The sequence below is a fragment of the Sulfitobacter sp. LC.270.F.C4 genome (assembly GCF_032922545.1).
GTDB classification, from domain to species: Bacteria; Pseudomonadota; Alphaproteobacteria; order Rhodobacterales; family Rhodobacteraceae; genus Sulfitobacter; species Sulfitobacter profundi.
Genome location: NZ_CP136692.1, coordinates 853,043 through 872,147, shown reverse-complemented (window position 1 = coordinate 872,147; position 19,105 = coordinate 853,043). Strand labels below are relative to the sequence as shown.

27 protein-coding genes and 2 pseudogenes are annotated in these 19,105 nt (G+C 57.2%); 11 read left to right on the top strand and 18 right to left on the bottom strand.

Annotated features, from left to right (window positions below; genetic code table 11):
• Positions 1–87: 87 nt before the first annotated feature.
• Positions 88–476, top strand: a pseudogene (locus R1T45_RS08130) (transposase); the annotation flags it as partial.
• Between the two features lie 23 nt (positions 477–499).
• Here the strand turns inward: R1T45_RS08130 and R1T45_RS08125 are convergent.
• The 18 genes and pseudogenes from R1T45_RS08125 to R1T45_RS08040 form a co-directional block, all read right to left on the bottom strand.
• Positions 500–625: pseudogene (locus tag R1T45_RS08125) on the bottom strand (NAD-dependent epimerase/dehydratase family protein); the annotation flags it as partial.
• A 218-nt stretch (positions 626–843) separates the two neighbouring features.
• The gene (locus R1T45_RS08120) at positions 844–1,572 is read right to left on the bottom strand and encodes a cytochrome c biogenesis CcdA family protein (RefSeq protein WP_093743410.1); all 729 of its coding nucleotides are present in this window, start codon (positions 1,570–1,572) and stop codon (positions 844–846) included.
• Positions 1,565–2,056: a hypothetical protein gene (locus R1T45_RS08115; protein WP_093743409.1), complete on the bottom strand. Its 492-nt coding sequence runs from the start codon at positions 2,054–2,056 to the stop codon at positions 1,565–1,567. Before R1T45_RS08115 ends, R1T45_RS08120 begins: the two co-directional genes overlap by 8 nt.
• Entirely contained in the window at positions 2,044–2,682 is a 639-nt protein-coding gene (locus tag R1T45_RS08110; RefSeq protein ID WP_093743408.1) for a hypothetical protein, read from the bottom strand. The genes R1T45_RS08115 and R1T45_RS08110 overlap by 13 nt, the downstream gene beginning before the upstream one ends.
• Positions 2,679–3,326: an SCO family protein gene (locus R1T45_RS08105; RefSeq protein ID WP_093743407.1), complete on the bottom strand. Its 648-nt coding sequence runs from the start codon at positions 3,324–3,326 to the stop codon at positions 2,679–2,681. The genes R1T45_RS08110 and R1T45_RS08105 overlap by 4 nt, the downstream gene beginning before the upstream one ends.
• A 54-nt stretch (positions 3,327–3,380) precedes the next feature.
• Positions 3,381–3,668, bottom strand: coding sequence for a hypothetical protein (locus R1T45_RS08100; RefSeq protein ID WP_260010360.1), 288 nt, complete (start codon positions 3,666–3,668; stop codon positions 3,381–3,383).
• A gap of 311 nt (positions 3,669–3,979) precedes the next feature.
• On the bottom strand, positions 3,980–4,495 hold the full coding sequence (locus R1T45_RS08095; protein ID WP_093743405.1) for a TlpA family protein disulfide reductase: 516 nt from the start codon (positions 4,493–4,495) through the stop codon (positions 3,980–3,982).
• Positions 4,492–5,070 (bottom strand): DsbE family thiol:disulfide interchange protein, encoded by a 579-nt coding sequence (locus R1T45_RS08090; protein WP_093743404.1) that lies wholly within the window; start codon positions 5,068–5,070, stop codon positions 4,492–4,494. Before R1T45_RS08090 ends, R1T45_RS08095 begins: the two co-directional genes overlap by 4 nt.
• Complete coding sequence (locus R1T45_RS08085; protein WP_093743403.1) at positions 5,067–5,543, bottom strand: c-type cytochrome; 477 nt, start codon at positions 5,541–5,543, stop codon at positions 5,067–5,069. Before R1T45_RS08085 ends, R1T45_RS08090 begins: the two co-directional genes overlap by 4 nt.
• Positions 5,540–5,677 carry a hypothetical protein gene (locus R1T45_RS08080; protein ID WP_162931771.1) on the bottom strand — a complete coding sequence of 46 codons (138 nt, stop codon included), beginning with the start codon at positions 5,675–5,677 and terminating at the stop codon, positions 5,540–5,542. Before R1T45_RS08080 ends, R1T45_RS08085 begins: the two co-directional genes overlap by 4 nt.
• A 16-nt stretch (positions 5,678–5,693) precedes the next feature.
• The gene (locus R1T45_RS08075; protein WP_093743402.1) at positions 5,694–6,188 is read right to left on the bottom strand and encodes a DUF411 domain-containing protein; all 495 of its coding nucleotides are present in this window, start codon (positions 6,186–6,188) and stop codon (positions 5,694–5,696) included.
• Positions 6,185–7,132, bottom strand: a complete 948-nt coding sequence (locus R1T45_RS08070; protein WP_244153696.1) for a WD40/YVTN/BNR-like repeat-containing protein — start codon at positions 7,130–7,132, stop codon at positions 6,185–6,187. Before R1T45_RS08070 ends, R1T45_RS08075 begins: the two co-directional genes overlap by 4 nt.
• Before the next feature lie 98 nt (positions 7,133–7,230).
• On the bottom strand, positions 7,231–7,659 hold the full coding sequence (locus R1T45_RS08065; RefSeq protein ID WP_208597578.1) for a hypothetical protein: 429 nt from the start codon (positions 7,657–7,659) through the stop codon (positions 7,231–7,233).
• Between the two features lie 54 nt (positions 7,660–7,713).
• Entirely contained in the window at positions 7,714–8,661 is a 948-nt protein-coding gene (locus R1T45_RS08060) for a cation diffusion facilitator family transporter (protein WP_317390560.1), read from the bottom strand.
• A 119-nt stretch (positions 8,662–8,780) separates the two neighbouring features.
• Entirely contained in the window at positions 8,781–9,215 is a 435-nt protein-coding gene (locus tag R1T45_RS08055) for a CBS domain-containing protein (RefSeq protein WP_093743400.1), read from the bottom strand.
• Between the two features lie 96 nt (positions 9,216–9,311).
• On the bottom strand, positions 9,312–9,779 hold the full coding sequence (locus tag R1T45_RS08050; protein ID WP_093743399.1) for a DUF411 domain-containing protein: 468 nt from the start codon (positions 9,777–9,779) through the stop codon (positions 9,312–9,314).
• 154 nt (positions 9,780–9,933) lie between these two features.
• Positions 9,934–10,533 carry a cation transporter gene (locus R1T45_RS08045; RefSeq protein WP_093743398.1) on the bottom strand — a complete coding sequence of 200 codons (600 nt, stop codon included), beginning with the start codon at positions 10,531–10,533 and terminating at the stop codon, positions 9,934–9,936.
• Between the two features lie 437 nt (positions 10,534–10,970).
• The gene (locus R1T45_RS08040; protein ID WP_067263750.1) at positions 10,971–11,399 is read right to left on the bottom strand and encodes a MerR family transcriptional regulator; all 429 of its coding nucleotides are present in this window, start codon (positions 11,397–11,399) and stop codon (positions 10,971–10,973) included.
• A 214-nt stretch (positions 11,400–11,613) separates the two neighbouring features.
• Between R1T45_RS08040 and R1T45_RS08035 the strand changes: the two genes are divergently transcribed.
• The 10 genes from R1T45_RS08035 to lnt are packed head-to-tail and all read left to right on the top strand — an operon-like array spanning position 11,614 to position 19,054.
• Positions 11,614–12,180, top strand: a complete 567-nt coding sequence (locus R1T45_RS08035; RefSeq protein WP_260012833.1) for an SCO family protein — start codon at positions 11,614–11,616, stop codon at positions 12,178–12,180.
• Between the two features lie 5 nt (positions 12,181–12,185).
• On the top strand, positions 12,186–12,602 hold the full coding sequence (locus R1T45_RS08030; RefSeq protein WP_260010368.1) for a disulfide bond formation protein B: 417 nt from the start codon (positions 12,186–12,188) through the stop codon (positions 12,600–12,602).
• A gap of 2 nt (positions 12,603–12,604) precedes the next feature.
• Positions 12,605–13,264, top strand: a complete 660-nt coding sequence (locus R1T45_RS08025; RefSeq protein ID WP_067263745.1) for a DsbA family protein — start codon at positions 12,605–12,607, stop codon at positions 13,262–13,264.
• A 28-nt stretch (positions 13,265–13,292) separates the two neighbouring features.
• Positions 13,293–13,760, top strand: coding sequence for a copper chaperone PCu(A)C (locus tag R1T45_RS08020; RefSeq protein ID WP_260010370.1), 468 nt, complete (start codon positions 13,293–13,295; stop codon positions 13,758–13,760).
• Complete coding sequence (locus R1T45_RS08015; protein WP_120351836.1) at positions 13,760–14,377, top strand: SCO family protein; 618 nt, start codon at positions 13,760–13,762, stop codon at positions 14,375–14,377. The genes R1T45_RS08020 and R1T45_RS08015 overlap by 1 nt, the downstream gene beginning before the upstream one ends.
• Positions 14,374–15,741 (top strand): M23 family metallopeptidase, encoded by a 1,368-nt coding sequence (locus R1T45_RS08010; protein ID WP_269347077.1) that lies wholly within the window; start codon positions 14,374–14,376, stop codon positions 15,739–15,741. Before R1T45_RS08015 ends, R1T45_RS08010 begins: the two co-directional genes overlap by 4 nt.
• Positions 15,742–15,744: 3 nt before the next feature.
• On the top strand, positions 15,745–16,203 hold the full coding sequence (locus R1T45_RS08005; protein ID WP_260010374.1) for a DUF411 domain-containing protein: 459 nt from the start codon (positions 15,745–15,747) through the stop codon (positions 16,201–16,203).
• A 22-nt stretch (positions 16,204–16,225) separates the two neighbouring features.
• Positions 16,226–17,008 carry a ZIP family metal transporter gene (locus R1T45_RS08000; RefSeq protein ID WP_067264372.1) on the top strand — a complete coding sequence of 261 codons (783 nt, stop codon included), beginning with the start codon at positions 16,226–16,228 and terminating at the stop codon, positions 17,006–17,008.
• The gene (gene lspA / locus R1T45_RS07995) at positions 16,992–17,486 is read left to right on the top strand and encodes a signal peptidase II (RefSeq protein ID WP_394421859.1); all 495 of its coding nucleotides are present in this window, start codon (positions 16,992–16,994) and stop codon (positions 17,484–17,486) included. Before R1T45_RS08000 ends, lspA begins: the two co-directional genes overlap by 17 nt.
• A complete protein-coding gene (lnt, locus tag R1T45_RS07990; RefSeq protein ID WP_260010378.1) occupies positions 17,483–19,054 on the top strand; it encodes an apolipoprotein N-acyltransferase in 1,572 nt (523 codons plus the stop codon). The genes lspA and lnt overlap by 4 nt, the downstream gene beginning before the upstream one ends.
• Positions 19,055–19,105: the final 51 nt, after the last annotated feature.

Sequence of the window (19,105 nt, the reverse complement as noted above, 5' to 3'; positions counted from 1 at the left end):
CTGCCTGACGCCAGCACCCCGGGGGACAGATTTTAGAATTTGAACGACGGAGTGTTTTTGGTTCATCGTAGCTTTTAAGGAGCGAAGATGAACAAGAAGCCCGGAACATCGAAAGACGCAGCAAACAAGCTGGTCAAGAACTTCCGCCGTAAGACCGCCAGACCTACTCGGCGGAGGAGATAATCAGAATTGTTTTAGCCGGATTGCGCGGGGAGGAAAGCATCTCGGCGTTATGTCGCCGCAAGGGCATCTCTGACAGCCTGTACTGCACTTGGTCGAAGGAATTCCTTGAGACTGGAAATCGTCGTCTTTCCGGCGAGACAGCGCGTCAGGCGACATCCCTGAGGTGAAGGAGTTGAGATCGGAAGCCATGGCTCTGAAAGAATGCGCGGCCGACCTAACACTCGAGAACCGTCTGCTCAAAAAAGCATGACAGGGGCTGGGCAGTTCGAGGAATGAGGTATCCAGCAAAGCAGGTACATTCGGCCTGATGCGGGGGATGAGGCGGTGAATGGCGGTCCAGTCCAACGACACGGTATTTTTCGTGCAATCGTTTGACGACCGCCGCCCCGAGGTAGCCGCTTGAACCGGTGACGACGATGACTGGCTTGTCGGACTCCTTCATTGCCAGTCTCCTGCTTTACTTGCGTAGATATTTAACCAGAGCTGCGATCACCAAAATGAGGATCACGATGATCAAAAGCCAGCCGATCCCCATCCCAAACATCATCCCGCCGCCCATCATATCACCGTCCATCATCTCTTTTCCCTATCTATTGCTGGTCGAAACTAACCCTATAAGAGGACAATCACTTTCCAGCCCTGGAAGGTTCCAAATAAAGTTCAGCCGATCCGCCCCAGCATCGGGAAGGTTTCCAAGAGCCACCATGAGAAAGCACTGAGCTGTCCGGTCATCATAGTGAGCCCCATAACGACCATAATCCCCCCCGCCACCTGATGGAGCCGTCGCCCGACAGAGCCGATGGCACGCAGACGGGCCGCAACCTGCTCCGTAAAAGCCGCAACGATGAGGAATGGCACGCCAAGGCCGGCTGAGTAGACAGCCAACAATCCGATCCCTTCTGATACTGTGGCGCTGGCAGCACTTGCTGTCAGGATCGCACCCAGGATCGGTCCGATACATGGGGTCCAACCAAAGCCGAAAGCAAGCCCCAGAACGTAGGATGCCACCGGCTGCCCGCCGGGAAGGTCAATGTCGAAACGCATGTCACGTTCCATGGCCTGAATGCGGGCGGCCCCGAGCATGAACAGCCCAAAAAGGATTACGATTGCGCCGCCAATCAGGTTTAACTCGAACCGCCAACGCAGCAGCACTTGCCCCAGAGCCGTTGCCGAAGCCCCGAGTCCTATGAAAATCGTCGAAAACCCCACTACGAAGCAGAAGCTTAACCAAACCGCTTGTTTGCGGCTGCGATGCGCCCCAGTAACCCCAGTTCGTCCCGCGATATAGGAGACATAGCCGGGCACCAAAGGTAAGACGCAAGGTGACACAAAGGAGATTATCCCGGCGAGCAAAGCCGCTATGAGCCCGAGAGAGGAGACATCAAGCATCAGGCACGTCTACCTTGCGGGAGGAATGCCTAACCGCGCCGAAGTAGGCCGCGAGAGGAACGAAGATCCATTGCAACATGGGGGTTAGCCCGGCGTCGATGATCGGAATGACCGGCATGATCTCGCGGTAGGCCCATGCTTCGCGCACTTCGATATTTAGCCATTCGCTGAAAACCGTGTAGCCAAGCCCCATCACCATCATTGCGCCTAAAACAGGATATACCCGCCTTTGCGGCCAAGAGCCGGTGCCAAAGAAGAACAGGGCAAGCAATATGCTGCTCATGGCGATCAGTAGATCGCCTCCGGTGCAATGCACGGCAGCAAAGATAATCTCACCCCACGTTCCCTCAACCCAGATGGTATAAAGTGGAATATGTGCGGCCTCCCAAATAAGATGCCCCAGGAAGGTGATTACGGCAAAACGCCGAAGTGCGGAAAGCCAATGGGGTCCCGTGATCGTGCTGTAAGATTTCATAAGAACCATCCAGTCATTCGCTGCCAGAAGCTGGGTTCAGCATGAGGATGGGTGTTGGTCAGCACATTGATATAGAGCAAGAGGTTAAGCGGCTCAAAATCAGCGCCGTGAAAAATGCCGACCTGCTGGCCTGCGCGGTTCAGCAGATGGACCTGAGGGGTTAGGTCTTTCCGTTCGCTTACCCCAGCGAGAGCAGCGTTTGGATGACTAAGTTTTTCAGGGTCTGGCGTCCGCGCGAATATCCTGTTCTGCGTAGCGGGACCGCTTTGCGGCTCGTCGCTAAGGGTAACAAAGACCACCATATCGCGCATCGCGCTGGAGTTGAGCGCAGTGAGCGTTTCGGTGAGCGTAGCTTGTTGTGCCTCACAAGGATCGCCACAACCTTCGGGCACAAAGCTCAGAACCACGATCTTTCCCCTCAAAGCATTGAGGGATGTGCTTTCATGCGCCGCCCCTATCCAAGCGAGGTCTGGTGCGTCGCCGGGCAAGATCGGTTCGAAGGCGGCTTCCTTGGCAGCCATCACCTGATTAAGGTTCTCACCCGGATGATCGGCAAAAACCGGTGAGGCCAAAAGTAGGCTGGCAACAAGTAAGAGGGCGCTGCGCCATGTGATGGGGGTGTATTTTTGGGTCATTGGGTCCGTTTCTCTTTCGCGATACGCATGGAGATTTGTTCGGCCATCTCCTCAGCTGGTTGCGCGCTTTCAAGAAAAACAGCGTCAAACTCACCCTTGCGGTTCATCAGGTAAATATGGCCGGCGTGGGCCATCATGTATCCGTGGGGCGCCGTTTCTGCGGGAATTTTCTCGTTGTAAACCTTGAAGGCCTCGGTCGCCTCGGCGATTTGGTCCTCGCTTCCGGTCAACCCGATCAGATTCGGGTGAAAATTCGCGACATACTCCTTCAGAACCGAAGGCGTATCGCGCTCTGGATCGACCGTCACGAAGAGCGGAGCAATCTCATCAGCTTCAGGGCCCAGCAGTTCCAGCACGTTACCCATATATGCCAAGGTGGTTGGACAGATATCTGGGCAGTGGGTGAAGCCAAAAAACACAAGCTGCCAGCGGCCTGCGTAGTCCTTTTGGCTAACGACCTGACCGTTGTGGTCGAGCAACGAGAATTCTGAACGGATGTCAGCGTCGCCGCGATAGACCGCTTGGCCGGCAGGAACGTGGTCCGGGCGCAGCAGGGCAAGGCCCGCAACAAGCACGGCGGCAGCGATAGCACTCGCCCACAGGGCAATGCTTAGCCGACGACGGGCCGGCGTAATCTTAGTCATGATACTTCTTTCAATAGAATGATCCGCCCGCCAGTCAGACGGGCGGACCGAGGTTCAGCCCTTTTGATCTTCGCCATGCGCAGAATTCATGTGGTCGGTCATGGACTGCATCATCTCTGTGCAGGCTTCCATCATCGGCCCCATATCAGACATCATTTTCATCATGGGCATCATGTCTTCCATACCCTTCATGCCTTCCATGTTTTTCATGCCGGACATCTCGCCGTTCATGCTGTGACCTTCGGCCATCGGCATATCGCCCGCTTCTGGTTTTGCATCTTGTGCCTGAGCGATGGGAGCGGCCAACATCATGCCGGTCAGGGCAGCAGCGGTGATTTTCATTTTGTAAGTCATGTCAGTTCCTTCTTGGGTTGAGAATTAGTCTGTCGTGGTGTCCGGCTTGGTTGTCGGATCGTTTTTGGCGCAGCCGGCAGAGCCGCCGCGCATGCAAAGCCCCAGAGCGCACATAGCGGCACAAGGAGCGAGGCTAAGGATCAAAGGTGCCGCACCAACAGCAGTCAGCCAGTCCCAGTTGAGCGCAGCGCCGCCACTGATAGCGGCAAAGCCAGTCAGCATGAGGGTCTGTCGCCGCGAAGGCACGGGGATCGCACTTGCTGACCTATCGTTGTTTGAAATTTGGGTCACTGTTGGGTTCATCCTTTTGAAACGACGTGCTTGATTTGAGAGATTACCGCCGGGCTGTCCCAATCGGCCGGTCCCACTTTGCGGGCGACTTCGCGGCCTTCGGCGCTAACAAGAAGTGTCGTCGGTAAGCCGACCACGCCAAGAGCCATCATCGCCCTCAATTGATCCGAGGCGTAGAGAGCAAGATGCTGAATGCCGATGTCGGAATAGAATGCGCGGACGGTGTCGAAACCACCCCGGTCGATCGACAAGGCGAGCACATGAAACTCTGGCCCGCCAAGCTTTGCCTGTAGTCTGTCGAGGGTTGGCATCTCATCACGACAAGGGGCGCACCATGTCGCCCAGATGTTAAGCAACACCGTGCGTCCCCGGAAATCTGCCAAAGTCAGGTCCCGGCCCCTCCCGTCGGTGATCGGCGGCGAGAGCATTGGTAAGGGCGCGTTGTGCTCGGCCATGACCGGACGCGCCGCAGCCGGCGTGGCCCCGAGCGCCAGTGCGCCGCCAAGAAAACCGCGCCGCTTCATGCCCCCTGCTCCTGTTGCAAACGCCGCACCACTGGAAGAATATCGTTTTCCAGAGAGTGCCGGTTGAAGGGGCCAACATGTTTGTAAGCAATGCGCCCTTTTGAATCGATCACAAAGGTTTCCGGCACTCCGTAAACGCCCCAGTCAATAGAGGCCCGGCCAGAGCTATCCGCACCGATCCGGTCATAGGGATCGCCGAGTTCTGCGAGAAACCTGCGTGCAGCGGCTGGCTTGTCCTTTAGATTGATGCCGTGGATTGACACGCTGCCGGTCTGAGAAAGCTCCACCAGCAGCGGCATCTCGACCCGGCATGGCACGCACCAGGAGGCCCAGACATTTACGAGTGAAACTTCGCCGCGGAGATCTGATGTCGACAAGCCGTTTTCGCGTCCTTCGATTGGAGGCAAATCAAACTCTGGGATGTCCCGGCCGATCATGGTGCTCGGAAGGCTGTCTTCATTGTTAAACAGTCCCCATAGGAAAGCCGCCGCGATGGCCGCGAAGACCGCCGCAGGAAGCGCGGCGATCAGAAGGGACCATCGCCACTTGGGCGCAGCTTGATCCTGGTTGCTCATGATCCTTCCTCGTTCTTCGAGGTGATCTCGGCCTGATAATTGCGTTCACGCTCGGGCCATGTGCTCTTGATATAGCCAAGGATCGCTGTGATTTCCGCGTCACTCAGAATGCCCTCGAACACGGGCATGTCGCTTTCATAACCCGGCACGACCGAGGCCAGCCCGTTCTTGGTAATGTCGAAAAGCTGCTGATCGGCATGGTGCCATGTATGGCCCGTTTCATCATGCGGCGGCGCGGGCATGCGACCATTGTCGAGCCGCCTGCGCCAGTCCGGTTGGCCCTCGAGGTCTGCGCCGTGGCAGGAGGCACAGTTCTCCGCATAGAGGTCAGCGCCCTGATCGAGCATTTCCGCATCCACAGGCACGCCAAGCACGGTGAGCGCCGGGGGGGCGTCTTCCTTCCCCCCGGCCCAGACAGCAACCGCAGCGGCGCCCGTGATGCCAACCACAGCGGCTACGATCAACGCTCTCATGCCGAGCGCCTCAGGTATTTGACCAGAGCCAACACGCCCAGAACCAGCACCGCCAGCACCAAAAGGAACAACAGGCCGCAGCCGATCATCATTCCGGCCGACATCGGCCCATTCATCATAGATCCGTTCATCATTTCCATCATTCCATCCTCACTCATTTGAATACACGGCCACGCCGTCCTCGCCGAAGGCATAGGTCTTGAGGGTGCCACTCTTGCCCGCCATGCCGGGTGCGTTGCTGGGCATACCCGGCAGCGTAATGCCGGTGATCTCGGGGCGTTCAGACGTTAGGCGTTGAATGACCTCCACAGGGACCAGACCACTGATGTAATAGCCATCGACCTCAGCGAGGTGGCAACCGAGCCCCTGTTCTGGCACGCCAACTTCGACAGAACGCTTGTCAAAATCGCGGTCGTCAATGCGGGTGACATGATAACCGTTTTCTTCTGCATAATCGGCATAGGCGTCACAGCAGCCACAGGACGGATCGCGCCAAATGGTCATCTGGCGGTCAGCCGGAACGGTGATCGCAGCGGTATCCGTGTCAGGCGCTCTGTCGCTTTCGGCCATGCCGAAGGTGGCAAAACCAATGATGCCGGCGGCTGTGATTGCGGCAACCGTGCCGAGGGTGAATTTACTGTTCAATTTTTGTCTCCTTCAAAGATGTCGAGAGTGTCGAACGTCAGGCCGCCATCGCGGCTGACAGAAAGATTGCCGTCGCGAACGACGGTCAGACGCTGAGGATCGGCAGGATCGACAGCCAGTGCGTCGATTTTTCCATCAGCAACCAGCGACCAATTCACCCCTGCGTCTGCCGAAGTCCAAAGGCCACTGTCGAGGCCCACGTAGAGTTGCTCCGGTGCTTTGGGCGAGAGCGCGAGATGTGGGACAGGCTGCCCTACAGGCAGCGGTGTCGTGGGCGGCAGCGCTTTACCCTCGACCAGAGCATCCATGGCATTACCCGCCGTCACATCCTGCCAGCGACAAAAGCAATCGGGCACGCGGGTTAGTCCTGCCTCAGTTCCGGCATATAGCCAGATGCCGCCCATGCCAGTCGGATTTCCCACAGAAACGAGCGTGAGCACCTCCTGCTCGGCTCCGTTCAGATAGGGCCGGTCCATCACGAACTCCCAGCTTTCCCCGGCGTCTTCGCTGCGCCAGAGCCCGTCACCCGCAAGCGCAGCATAGGCCAAACCTGGCTCAAGGGCCGCTTGGGTCAGAGCAGTAACCCGGACTGGAGGCAAACCTGCACCTGCGTTGGTCCACGTGCGCCCGCCGTCGCGGCTGCGCAAGAGACCGGTTGGCTCGACCGCCGCAAAGAGACTGCCCGAAGCCTCGGGGTGGCTGGCGATCGCGGTGACTGTGTGATCAAGTGGCCGTTCGCTTATTTGATTTGCGGTGGAGACGCGCCAGAGAGCATGCTCAGACGCGACGATCAATGAGTTGCCGTCGTATCCGAGGGCCCGGATCGAAGCCCCCTGAGTGGTTGCATATGACACATGAGGTAGGGTCAGCGCCGCACCCATGGCAGCGAGTCCGCTGGACAGCATGCGTCTACGCGAAATATCGCGCGATTGATAAAGTGACATGAAGGTCGTTCCCGAAAGTGACGGATAAGGTCGATCGCTTTGCTGCCGCTTGGCAGCAGACAACGCGAGACCGGGCCGTCACCCTTCGGTGCGGCCGGTCAACTCAGGAAGGTGGTTCTTGGTGGGAAAGGATCAGACCCGGGATTAAGCCCGGCAAGGCTGAGATCCGCTGGCGCAGGCATGAAGAAGCGCTGAACGCTCTCTATGGATGACTGATGCATCTGCGAATAAACAAATACGGGAGCTGTGCAATCTATGTCGCAGACAACCTCGCTTTGCTCCCCTGGCAAACAAGCTGCGCAGGCTTCGCCCTGATCACTTGTCGAGGATACGGTCATGCCGGACATCTCTATCGACATATTCGCCGCCGCCAGATCATGCGCCAACGCACCCGTTAGGAGAACGAGTGATAGGCAGAACGTGGCAAGGCGAAGCAAAATGCGCATGATGGTGATATAGGAGCACGTTGTTGAAATGTCGATCCTTGGTCGAAAAAGGAAAGCGGAAGAATGGCGGAATGCGCTCATATGGGCGGGACGTTGCTCAAGGCGGCGCGCAGCCTTCGCGAGTTCGGCTGCCGCTCAATCTGTGCCGGTTCCTTCGCCTTTACTCTTTCGCCGATCCGCATGACCGAACAGTGATGCATTCTCATGCGCATTGCCGAGGGTTTCAAACTCAAGGCTTGAATGGGTGATGCCAAAGTCGTCTGCCAATATTCCTTTGAGGGTATCTTTTGCAAACTCAAGGTCCTCGAGACCTGTTCCCTCCAAAACCACATGACAATCGAGTGCGACCTCATGTTCCTGCATTTGCCATAGGTGAACGTGATGCACATCGCGCACACCCTCGACGTTCGTCATCGCTTCAACCACCGCACCCGCATCCATGTCAGGCGGGCTGCCCAGCATCAGCATACGTATAGGATCGCCGATCTCAGTTAGAGCGAGGTATAGGATATAAAGGGCAATGCCGATGGTGATGGCCGGATCAACCCACCGAAGATCGTAAAGGATGATCAGGATGCCGCCGATGATTACGGCAACTGAAGCCAAAGCATCCGATAAATTGTGCAGGAACAGCGCTCTGATGTTCACGCTGCCCTTTTGCATTGAGTAGGTCAGCAGCGCCGTAAGAGTGTCGACTACAAGCGCGACCCCGCCCAAAATCACGACAGTCCAACCCGCCACTTGCGGCGGGTCAATCATGCGCATCCCGCCTTCATAGATCAGGTAAAGCCCGACAAGGATAAGCGTGGTGTAGTTGATCAGGGCGGCAACGACTTCGATCCGGCCATAGCCGAAGGTCATGCGTTCATCCGCTGGACGTCGCGCGATTTTTCGGGCGACAAAGGCGATGACCAATGAGGCCATGTCAGAAAAGTTATGCAGCGCATCAGCAATAAGCGCCAACGAACCGGCGAAAATCCCGCCAACGATCTGTGCCGCCGTAAGCAGCGCGTTCGCCCAAATCGCAATGGATACCCTGCGGTCACCACTCTCGGGATCTATATGAGCGTGATCGTGAGCCATCGGCCGCGCCTCTTTCTGTTAGTTCGATCAGAACGCGGTCCTACACCGCGTTCTGATCATTTCCATTGGCAAAAAACTGAAAGCCCTTATCCGGATGAACCGTTGGGCTCATTACGTTGTCAGCAGCAGCCCGATTTCTTCTTGGGTTGCGAAACTTCTTCCACCAACTCTGCGGTCTCCGCTTCACCGGCCTCCCGGGCGACATCCGCTTGGGCGACGACGCCACAGCATTTACCGCTTTCGTCGGTGACCACGCTACGCAGAACCTGTTTTTCTTCCATCTTGTTGCAACAGCTCTCAACGTCGTCGTCAGCAGAGACTGTCAGAAGGTCGTTCGACATGACTTCTGAAACCGGTGTTTCAACCGTCTTGCGCTGCGCAACGGCACCACAGCAGATATCGCGGTCCGTCACGATGCCAACGGGCTCACCGGCGTCATTGAGCACCGGAATGGAGCCGACAGACTTTTCAGCCATAAGGGCAGCGGCTTCCTGAATCGAAGTATCGGGGTCGCAGCAGGTGGGATTGCTCGTCATGATGTCCTGAACTTGCATGATCTTGCTCCTTGCTTTGGTTGACACAGTGCAAACCAAAAGATGGACACTGAGGTTCCTGTCACCATACTTTGCAGCAAGTTTCAGCGCAGTGCCCTATGCAGCGTCGTAATGCGAAAACACTTTTGTGCTGCCGTCCCTAAAGATTAGAAAGACCTCATAGGCTTCGCGTTCATCTTCTGACCCCATACCTGGTGAGCCATAGGGCATCCCCGGCACGGCAAGGCCGATGGCATCTGGACGCTCGGCCAGCAGTTTGCGGATGTCGGCGGGCGGAACGTGACCTTCGATCATATAGCCTTCAATCTCGCCGGTGTGACACGAGGTCATGTTCTGCGGGATGCCGCTGTCCAACTTGTGCCGGATCAACAGCGTCCCAAAGCTGCGTTCAGTTGTTACGGCAAAACCGTTTTTTTCCAAGATGTCGATCCAAGCCGAACAGCACCCGCAATTGGGATCTTTCATCACGTGGATGGTAGGCTTTTCTTCAGCCCAAACTGCGAATGGCGCAGCGACGAATGAGCTCGCGGAACAGGCCAGAAGGCGGCGGCGTGTGAGGGTCATGTGAAATCCTTCCAAGGTTTTTCCTAAATCGGACAGGATAAGAGCGAATTACAGTCGTTCGCTTGATCAGATAGACAGCGTAGAAAGGCCAGAAGAAAAACAATCACAGCGCGCTAAACTGTCATTACCCCTCCGGTCAAGCCCACGTCCCTACCTAATCGTCATGGCAAACAGCCTTATGATGTTCACCATGTGCGTCTTTCAGTATTCCGACACCGCCCCAAGCAGCAATGCCAGCAACAATAACGCCAACAATAAGGTCGGGCCAATTCGCTCCAAGCCAAGCCACGAGTAAGCCTGCGGCAACAATGCCGAGATTGGCGGCGAAATCGTTCCAGCTGAATGTGTTCGCCGCGCGGATGTTCACATCTGGATCGCGAATACGTGCCAACAGCCAAACGCAGAGCGCGTTAATGCCCGCCGCGACCAGTGCCATGATGATCATGATTATGCCAAGAGGATCCGATCCGCCAACGTAGCGACGCCAAGCATCATAAAGGATGCCGACGGCGAAAAGGATCAGCAGGCCGCCCGAAACATTCGCCGCTCCACGCTTCCACTTCGCGGATCGGGACAAGGCAAAGAGACTGATCCCGTAGACAAAACTATCTGATAAATTGTCGAGACCATTGGCGATAAGGGCGGTTGAATCGCCAAATGCGCCCGAGATAAAGAAGGCGATAGCCAACCCGATGTTCAGCCCCAGAACGATCCAGAGTGTGCGTCTTTCCGATGCATTCTTCTGCTCTACCATGCGCTATTCTTAATCCCAGAACTTGCAGAATTGCAAACTCAAACGACGAGCTATTATTCCGGAGTTCTTTCGTCTTTCTGGAATGAATCAAAGTAAGTTGAACCAGATTTCGCTTGAGCCGAACGGGCCCATTTCTTAGTATTCATGCGGTGCGGCTGTTGCCCCTAGCAAACAAATAACGGTCCCGAGCAGTTCCCGGCTGTCAGGCCTACTTTTGCCCACCACATCCACACAACCGAGGCCGCTATATGGACGCCACCATAAGCTGTAAATGTGTGTCCCGCGGCGACAGCTTCCACCTGCGCCTAGAGCCATCCGAACAAGGCTAGGACAGCAGCAGTGCCAGGCGAAACCCAAAGTGCCAACAGGCCTAGATAGCGAAACACCCTGCGATTTCGGCAAGCGCCGCGATCGGATAGACAAACGCAACGGGCATCTTAGCCGCCGATCTCTTCATGGTTTGTCAGGCATTCGGAGTGGTCTCTCAACACCTCTAACACACGGCAGTCAGCGGTCTGCCCGCCACTGCACTCATGCACCATACGTTTCAATTCCGTGCGCAGCGCCTCCAGGCGAGCCAGTCGATGCTCAACTTGCTTAAGCTGCCGGCGGGCAATCGCATCGGCCTCCGCGCAAGATTTTCCCGGGTGATCGCTGAGGTCGAGCAGTTCGCGGATCGCATCCAACGAGAACCCCAGTTGCCGCGCGTGCCGGACGAACGACAGGCGGTCAAGCTCGGCATCACCATATCGTCGCTGGCCGCCTTCAGTTCTGCCGGGTTCTGGCATGAGCCCGATCTGCTCATAATACCGGACTGTCTGCACTTTTGTACCAGTCTTTTTTGCAAGCGTCCCAATGGTCAACATTTCAGGCTCTCCACATTAGCTACAGAGGGTGTAGCTTTAAGTGGCAGACATCACAAGATTCACCACCTCCTCACAGGTCCGTGATTGCCAGCCAATTAGCGACAATCGCGCTTGAACCTACAGCTGCTAGAAGTTGTAGACACCTCCAAAATATAGAATCAAGTTCGGGCGTAGCGGTGTGAGGCTTCCAGGTTTTCAGAAGGTATCGAAGGTGTTGGCGGGCGTGGCGGCGTTCGTTCTCATGTGGCTGTTGCTGTGGTTGGACTACCGTGCCGACCTTGCCCGCACAGAGAGTGAACCACCGTTTTTTGCTGATTTCGAACTGACCGATCATCGCGGGATGGTCCAAACGGAGGAAGATTTCAAAGGTCGCTGGATGTTGGTCTTCTTCGGCTTCACCAATTGCCCCGACGTCTGTCCGACAACACTGTCCGAAGTCGCGGCCGTGATGGAGGGTCTGGGCGATGAGGCGGCAATGGTTCAGCCGATTTTCATAACGATCGATCCTGAGCGAGATACGCCGACGGCTTTAGCAGAGTACGTGCCCGTGTTCGACGCAAGAATCATCGGGCTGACCGGCACGCCGGAGCAGATCGCCGCAACATCCGAGACTTTCCCAATTTTCTTTGAGCGGATCGAGGAGGCTACTGCGCCGCGTGGATACACGATGGGTCACACGTCGCACCTTTTCCTTTTCGACAAACAGGCAGGCTTCGCGGATTCCTGGCCCTATGGCACGCCCGCCGAAGAGATCCTCGCCGATCTGAAAGAGAGGATCTGATCGTCATGCCCCGACTCTCCGGAGAAACAGCCCTTGGCCTAGCGTGGATCATTGCGCTTATCTCATCGCTTGCCGTGCTCTTTATTGGCGAGGTGCTTGGTCAAACGCCTTGCATCCTTTGCTGGTTCCAGCGCGCCTTCATGTTCCCCTTGGCCATCGTTCTTGGGCTCGGGTTGTGGTGGCAGGATTCCCGCGTGGGGCGCTATGGCGTTGCACTGGCGCTTGGGGGGGCGGCGGTGGCGATGTATCACATCGGCCTCTATGTCGGTCTGATCCCCGAGGCGATCCAGCCCTGCACGGCGACTGGCCCCTCTTGTACCGACGACAACCAGTTGGTCTCCGGGATTCCGATTCCGCTGATGGCGCTTGTCGCCTTCACGATTATCGGGGTGCTGTCGGCCCTTTCACTGAAGGAAAAATAAACATGAATCGACGCGGCCTCGTTCTATCCGTTCTGGCTGTTGGTGCCGCAGGTTTTGGCGGCGCGGCTTGGTATGCCACCCGCCCCCAACCCATGGCAGAGGCAGTCCCTGTCGCGCCAGAAGTGAACGATGTGCTGATCCGGTCCTATTCCCCGATCCTTGGCCCCGAAACGGCACCTGTCACGATTGTCGAGTTTTTCGATCCAGCTTGCGAGGCCTGCCGCGCCTTTTATCCCGTGGTCAAGGATATCATGACTGAGCACGGTGGTGCGGTCCGTGTCGTCATTCGATATACTGCCTTTCACGGGAAAGCTTCAGTGGAAGCGATCCGTGTTCTCGAAGCTGCGCGGATGCAGGATGTGTTCGAACCCGTGCTGGAAGCGGTCCTGCGCGAGCAGCCACGATGGGCGTCCCATGGCACTCCAGCACCGGGTTTGATCCTTGAGATTGCCGCAAGCGGTGGTCTGGATGTCGAAGCTGCTCGAACACAGATGCTGGCCCCCGGTGTCGTGGCAGTGCTCAATCAGGACCGCGCTGATGTCGAAGCGGTAGGCGTGCGACAAACGCCCACGTTCTTCGTCAACGCCAAGCCATTAGACCCGTTCGGTGAGGCCGAACTGCGGCGACTGGTCGCTGCAGAAATTGCGGTCAGCCAAAGTTGATGCTCGGATAGATAAAGGAGAATCTGTCATGATAGAGCTACCTTATATCAAGGGCTTGACTCTTTTTTTGCTGCTCTCGGGCATATCGACTCCGACATTTGCCGGTTCGGAGGACGTCATCGTAGTAAACGCGTGGTCCCGTGCTTCGATTGGTATAAACCGACCGGGCGCGGCATATTTCACTATACATAACGCAACTGAAGACACAGTCACGCTGACCGGACTTACAACACCACTTGCCACGATGCCCGAGATCCATGAGACGAAAACCAACGCTGCAGGCGTCAGTTCAATGTCACCTGCAGACGACATCACGATTGGGCCGGGCGAAAGCGTGGCATTGGAGCCGGGCGGGCTGCACGCCATGCTCATGAAGCTGCAAGACCCGATGATCGAAGGCGAGACCTTCCCGCTGACACTGACTTTCTCGGACGGTAGCGAAGTGACTGTTGAGGTCCCAATTCTGGGGATCGCCGCGCGCGGGCCGGAAAGCTGATGCAGCGTCGGCAATTGTTCCAATACGGTGCAGGCGCTCTGGCTATGATGCTTGGTATCGGCTGGTGGCGCGTGGATGGTCCCGGCGCTCCGAAACCTACTGGCCAAAGGCCGCTCCCCCTAACGGCGATGGATTTCCGACTGACCGATCACGAAGGCCATGAAGTGGGCCCAGAAACCCTGATCGGACGGCCGACCATGGTGTTCTTCGGGTTCACCTACTGCCCGGATGTCTGCCCCACGACGTTATCGGATATCTCAGGCTGGCTTGAAGATCTCGGAGACGAAGCCGCGCAGATGAACGTGGTCTTCATCACGGTCGACCCGGCGCGTGACACGGTCGAGGCCATGGCCGAATATGTCGGCTATTTTCATCCGGCCATTCGGGGTTGGACCGGGACGGAAAACCAGATTACCCGCGCTACAGAAGGGTTTCGGGCTTCGTATGAGCGCGTCCCGACCGAGGGAGGTGACTACACGATGAACCATACGGCAAGCATATTTCTTTTTGGCGCCAACGGTGAGTTCGTCACCATGATTGACCACCACGAGCCAAGAGAATTCGCAGTACCGAAGATCCGACGTGCGTTGACAGAAGATGTAGAGATCACAACATGAGAATAAGAGTTGCCTCGGTGGCCCTGGTAGGCGCCTTTTCGATGACTGCCATCGCCACCTTAGGGTGGTGGCCCAAAGAACCGGTGCCCCAATCGATTGCCGAAGCAACGCAATGGGCGCCTGCTGCAGTTTTGGAACCGCGACTTGCTGATAGCGTCATGACGGTTCCCAAAACCACACAAGTCGGCGGAGCGCGCAAAATCCTAAACGTCCCTCTCTTGCAGCCTGACGTCACCGAAACCGCCTTGCCAGCAATTGAACCGCCCTTGGTGACTTGGACGCGTCAAATCGCGTCGGGTGAGACGTTGGATGCAGTTTTAGCGAACGCCGGCGTTGCCGCACCCGCCCGTGCGGAGATCGCTCTGGCACTTGGAGTGGAATATGATCTGCGCCGATTGCGCCCAGGCCATGAGATCACCGTGATCTCAAACGCGGACGGCAATCCGAAGCGCGTAGAACTGGCCATTGATGATGGAGTGCGGATCGAAACGGTTTTTGGTGAAGAACTTCTTACGCGCGTATTGGAACCAGACCCTAAAGTGGTGATTTTCGCAAGCGAGGCGGTGGTTGAAAGTTCGATTTCCGCAGCGTTGGACAAGGCAAAGATACCTGCACGCTTCGCGGTCGATCTGGCACAGATGCTGGGCGGCACAATCGATTTTCGACGTGAACTCTCCGGGGGTGAGAGGATGCGTCTCCTTTGGCGTGAGGCGCGAGAAGGAAACAAAAGGATTGGCCAGCCCGAGCTTGCCTTTGCCGCATTGGACCTTGCTGGATCGGTCTATGAGATCGTCTGGCCGGATGACGGCAGCGGTCAAGCGACGATCTATGTGGATGGAGAGGTCCTGCGTGTCTTTGCCCAACCGGTGGAAGGAGCGCGGCTGAGTTCCGTCTTCGGCCGTCGCACGCACCCGGTCTATGGGAATGTACGCATGCACACCGGCGTCGACTTTGCTGCGGCCCGCGGTACGCCTGTAAAAGCAACGGCGCCTGGACGCGTGAGCTTCATCGGACGTCGTGGTGGATATGGCCGGGTGGTGGAGATATCGCATGGTTCCGACACCCTGACACGATACGCACATCTCAGCGAGGTGCCGGACACACTCGAACAAGGGCAGCGCGTGATGGCCGGAGACATAATCGGTCGCGTCGGTGCGACCGGCACCGCGACCGGCCCAAATCTGCATTATGAGGTTCTGGTCGATGGTCGCCCGACGGATCCTCTCTCAGACGACCGACTGGTAGAGGCGGCCGACCGGGATGCGGTTGGCACGGCTGCACTTGAGCGATTGGCTGAGGCTCGCTCGCTACTGGCCGAGAGGCTCACCAGCGAATTTGTGCAGACAACAACCGAAAGGCTTTAATCCATGAAACGACTGGCTCCCGCTCTTGCAGTCACGCTGGCCTTGTTTTCCGCGGCGCAAGCTGTCGCCGATGCGATCCAGATTGATGTCCGGAAGACAAACGGCTGCGGCTGTTGTCTGTCCTGGATGAAGCACCTTGAGGAAAGCGGATTCGCGCCGATAGGCGAGGACATGTTCGGGGGATCTCTTGTGCGATTCAAACTCGACACCGGCGTGCCTCAGCGCATGGTATCCTGCCATACGGCTTTGGTCGACGGCTACGTGATCGAAGGTCATGTACCGGCATCAGACATCCAGCGTTTGTTGGATGAGCGTCCAGATGCAGTGGGGGTGGCGGTGCCGGGTATGCCCTATGGCTCCCCGGGCATGGGACCGGAAAATGATCGCGAGGGCTACGATGTCTTTTTGATCCAGGGCGATGGGTCGACCGAAATCCTTAGCAGCTATTTGGCCGCTGACTGACGTATCGGCGGGAACTCAGCGCTTGGAACCCTTGTCCCCAATAACTCTCGGCTTTCTTGGAAGCCTTGCCGCCGGATCGCTGACAGCGGTCGGGGCGACCCCCGTTCTCTTTGGACGCGTCCCCTCCCGTGCCACGCGCGATTTGCTGCTTGGCTTCGCGGCGGGTGTCATGCTCGCTGCTTCATTCTTTTCGTTGATCATTCCGGCTCTCGACGCAGCCGAAAGACAGTTCGACAACGGTGCTCTCCCGGCAGCCATCGTTTGTGTTGCGATCTTGCTTGGCATGGGGGCGGTCGCTCTGATGAATGAACGACTGCCGCATGAACATTTCAAAACGGGGCGAGAAGGGCCCGCCGCCGCATCTCTGCGCCGCGTCTGGCTCTTCATCATAGCGATCACGATCCACAATTTTCCCGAAGGGCTTGCCGTTGGTGTCGGGTTTGGGGCTGATGGTTTCTCTGGTGGCTTGCCGCTCGCGATTGGCATCGGGCTGCAAAACGCGCCCGAGGGTCTCGCCGTAGCGGTCTCATTGCTTGGTGAGGGGTATTCCAGGCGCCGTGCGTGGGGGGTTGCCGCCCTGACAGGTCTTGTCGAGCCGGTAGGCGGGCTTCTTGGCGCTGGCATCATCGGCATCTCGCAGCCCCTGTTGCCATGGGGCCTCGCCTTCGCCGCCGGGGCGATGCTCTACGTAATCAGCCACGAAATCATTCCCGAAACCCACCGATCCGGCCATCAAAACAGGGCGACTTTCGGTCTCGCGGTCGGCCTCGTGATCATGTTGTTCCTAGATGTATGGCTGGGGTGATGAGATGAAACAGTCCCATTTCCAAGGCTTCATTGCGGCTGGAACTGCTTTTCTTGTCGATCAGGTGACAAAAGCAATCGTCGTCGCTAATGCGACAGATTTGAGCGCCGGAATTCCGGTCTTTCCCAGTTTTAATCTTATTTACTTGCGCAACGATGGCGTGACATTCGGACTGCTTGGTGGAGCACCATGGTGGGGCCTTGCGACCTTGGCCCTAGCCATCTGCGGCGGGTTGACCGTCATGCTGGTACGCACTGACAACCGGGTTGAGGCTATCGCCTATGGTGCGATCATCGGTGGCGCGCTCGGCAACGTCCTCGACCGCATTCGATTTTGGGGTGTGACGGACTTCCTCGATTTCTACGTCGGCTCCACGCATTGGCCCGCCTTCAACATGGCGGATGTGTTCGTGGTCGGTGGCGTGGGGCTGCTGCTCCTAGCACCGTGGTTAGCCGCTAAACTTCACACTGACCCATGATGACGGGTTGGCTGCAATTGACTGGCTGCAGCCGTTGCTTTCCCCTGCGATCAGGGATTAGCTTTATGGCGGGCGGTTTAACGGTTTTAACCCTTCCACCGTTCTCATGGATCATCGCTGTTCCAGTCGCCTTCTCAGCACTCTTTCTCGTGCTCATGCAGGTTTCCACCGCGCGCGCCTTCGTCATCGGCTGGATCTTTGGAATGGGCCAGTTCCTGTTTGGAATTTCCTGGATTGCCGAAAGCTTTTACGTCGATTCCGAACGTTTCGGTGCCCTTGCGATCCCAGCAGTCGCGGGACTGTCCGCCGGACTGGCCATTTTTCCAGCTATTGCGGCGATGTTATTTGCCACCGTAATGCAGCGCCGTGCTGTCGGCGGCATTACGGCAGGTCTTCTGCTTGCAACGTGTTGGGTTGCCGCGGAATGGCTGCGTGGTCATGTCCTGACGGGGTTTCCCTGGAACCTTGCTGCTTATGCCCTTGTCGAACATGCCCCCCTGCGCCAACCCGCCGCATGGGTCGGAAGTTACGGTCTGGGCTTTGTCACGGTATTTATCAGCATATTGCCAGGTGTGTTCATCGCAGCCGCGCCAAACAGCCGCGCAGCTGTTTTGGCGCTCTTTGCCGTCGCGGTGACGGTAATTTGGGGGGGCGGTGTGCTTCGGCTAAATCAGAACGTGCCGCCAACGGACATTGCTTTGCGCATCGTCCAAGGCAATGTGCCGCAAGTCGAGAAGTGGGCGCCGGGCAGCCGCGAACGCACGCTGGAAAAATACCTCGGCTTGTCCGCTCAACCCGGACGCTTCGACCTGCTGCTGTGGCCGGAAACGGCCTTTCCCGGTTTTCTGGACGAAGACGCCTTGGCGCGCAGGCGGTTATCCACGGTTTTGCCAGACGGTAGGATCCTTTTGACAGGTGTGCCTGACCGCGTAGAGAGGGATGGGGGAACCCGATATTTCAACACGGTTCAGGTCTATGACGGCAGCGGCGAAATTCTAACGGGATATGCAAAACATCATCTTGTTCCGTTCGGGGAATATGTGCCCCTGAAAGGTTGGCTGCCGTTCGAGCGTCTGGCCGAAGGTTTGGGTGATTTCACGCCGGGACCAGGGCCACGAACGCTGGCAATTCCGGGCGCGCCTCTGGTTGCGGTGGCAATCTGTTACGAGATCATTTTCCCGGGCCAGGTGGTCGACGATCTTTTTCGTCCCGACTGGATTTTCAACGCCACAAATGACGCCTGGTTCGGCGCCAGCATCGGGCCCGAGCAGCACCTCGCATCCGCGCGCATGCGCGCTGTGGAGGAAGGGCTACCCGTGGTGCGCGCTGCGAACACCGGGATATCCGCAATTATTGATGCTAACGGCGAGATCGTCGCGCGCCTCGACACTGGGCGAACAGACGTCATAAATGAAAGCCTACCGGCAGCGCGTACGGCTACGCCTTACGGACGTTTCGGCGATTGGACATTTCTGTCGCTCATCTGTGCAGCTTGGACGTTGAGATTTGCCTTCGGCTTGGCCAAACAGCGACATAAGTCTGTAAAAACAAACCCAAAGGAACCGTGATGCTAATGTTTGTAGGCTTTATCGGAGGTGCTTTTTGGGGAGGCTATTTAG

What these genes read in the sequence shown, in the direction of transcription:
- R1T45_RS08120 (WP_093743410.1), bottom strand. Translation starts at nt 1,572, where the DNA reads ATGCTTGATGTCTCCTCTCTCGGGCTCATAGCGGCTTTGCTCGCCGGG.
- R1T45_RS08115 (WP_093743409.1), bottom strand. Translation starts at nt 2,056, where the DNA reads ATGGTTCTTATGAAATCTTACAGCACGATCACGGGACCCCATTGGCTT.
- R1T45_RS08110 (WP_093743408.1), bottom strand. Translation starts at nt 2,682, where the DNA reads ATGACCCAAAAATACACCCCCATCACATGGCGCAGCGCCCTCTTACTT.
- R1T45_RS08105 (WP_093743407.1), bottom strand. Translation starts at nt 3,326, where the DNA reads ATGACTAAGATTACGCCGGCCCGTCGTCGGCTAAGCATTGCCCTGTGG.
- R1T45_RS08100 (WP_260010360.1), bottom strand. Translation starts at nt 3,668, where the DNA reads ATGAAAATCACCGCTGCTGCCCTGACCGGCATGATGTTGGCCGCTCCC.
- R1T45_RS08095 (WP_093743405.1), bottom strand. Translation starts at nt 4,495, where the DNA reads ATGAAGCGGCGCGGTTTTCTTGGCGGCGCACTGGCGCTCGGGGCCACG.
- R1T45_RS08090 (WP_093743404.1), bottom strand. Translation starts at nt 5,070, where the DNA reads ATGAGCAACCAGGATCAAGCTGCGCCCAAGTGGCGATGGTCCCTTCTG.
- R1T45_RS08085 (WP_093743403.1), bottom strand. Translation starts at nt 5,543, where the DNA reads ATGAGAGCGTTGATCGTAGCCGCTGTGGTTGGCATCACGGGCGCCGCT.
- R1T45_RS08080 (WP_162931771.1), bottom strand. Translation starts at nt 5,677, where the DNA reads ATGATGAACGGATCTATGATGAATGGGCCGATGTCGGCCGGAATGATG.
- R1T45_RS08070 (WP_244153696.1), bottom strand. Translation starts at nt 7,132, where the DNA reads ATGTCACTTTATCAATCGCGCGATATTTCGCGTAGACGCATGCTGTCC.
- R1T45_RS08065 (WP_208597578.1), bottom strand. Translation starts at nt 7,659, where the DNA reads ATGAGCGCATTCCGCCATTCTTCCGCTTTCCTTTTTCGACCAAGGATC.
- R1T45_RS08060 (WP_317390560.1), bottom strand. Translation starts at nt 8,661, where the DNA reads ATGGCTCACGATCACGCTCATATAGATCCCGAGAGTGGTGACCGCAGG.
- R1T45_RS08055 (WP_093743400.1), bottom strand. Translation starts at nt 9,215, where the DNA reads ATGCAAGTTCAGGACATCATGACGAGCAATCCCACCTGCTGCGACCCC.
- R1T45_RS08050 (WP_093743399.1), bottom strand. Translation starts at nt 9,779, where the DNA reads ATGACCCTCACACGCCGCCGCCTTCTGGCCTGTTCCGCGAGCTCATTC.
- R1T45_RS08045 (WP_093743398.1), bottom strand. Translation starts at nt 10,533, where the DNA reads ATGGTAGAGCAGAAGAATGCATCGGAAAGACGCACACTCTGGATCGTT.
- R1T45_RS08040 (WP_067263750.1), bottom strand. Translation starts at nt 11,399, where the DNA reads ATGTTGACCATTGGGACGCTTGCAAAAAAGACTGGTACAAAAGTGCAG.
- R1T45_RS08030 (WP_260010368.1), top strand. Translation starts at nt 12,186, where the DNA reads ATGCCCCGACTCTCCGGAGAAACAGCCCTTGGCCTAGCGTGGATCATT.
- R1T45_RS08025 (WP_067263745.1), top strand. Translation starts at nt 12,605, where the DNA reads ATGAATCGACGCGGCCTCGTTCTATCCGTTCTGGCTGTTGGTGCCGCA.
- R1T45_RS08020 (WP_260010370.1), top strand. Translation starts at nt 13,293, where the DNA reads ATGATAGAGCTACCTTATATCAAGGGCTTGACTCTTTTTTTGCTGCTC.
- R1T45_RS08015 (WP_120351836.1), top strand. Translation starts at nt 13,760, where the DNA reads ATGCAGCGTCGGCAATTGTTCCAATACGGTGCAGGCGCTCTGGCTATG.
- R1T45_RS08010 (WP_269347077.1), top strand. Translation starts at nt 14,374, where the DNA reads ATGAGAATAAGAGTTGCCTCGGTGGCCCTGGTAGGCGCCTTTTCGATG.
- R1T45_RS08005 (WP_260010374.1), top strand. Translation starts at nt 15,745, where the DNA reads ATGAAACGACTGGCTCCCGCTCTTGCAGTCACGCTGGCCTTGTTTTCC.
- lspA (WP_394421859.1), top strand. Translation starts at nt 16,992, where the DNA reads ATGTATGGCTGGGGTGATGAGATGAAACAGTCCCATTTCCAAGGCTTC.
- lnt (WP_260010378.1), top strand. Translation starts at nt 17,483, where the DNA reads ATGATGACGGGTTGGCTGCAATTGACTGGCTGCAGCCGTTGCTTTCCC.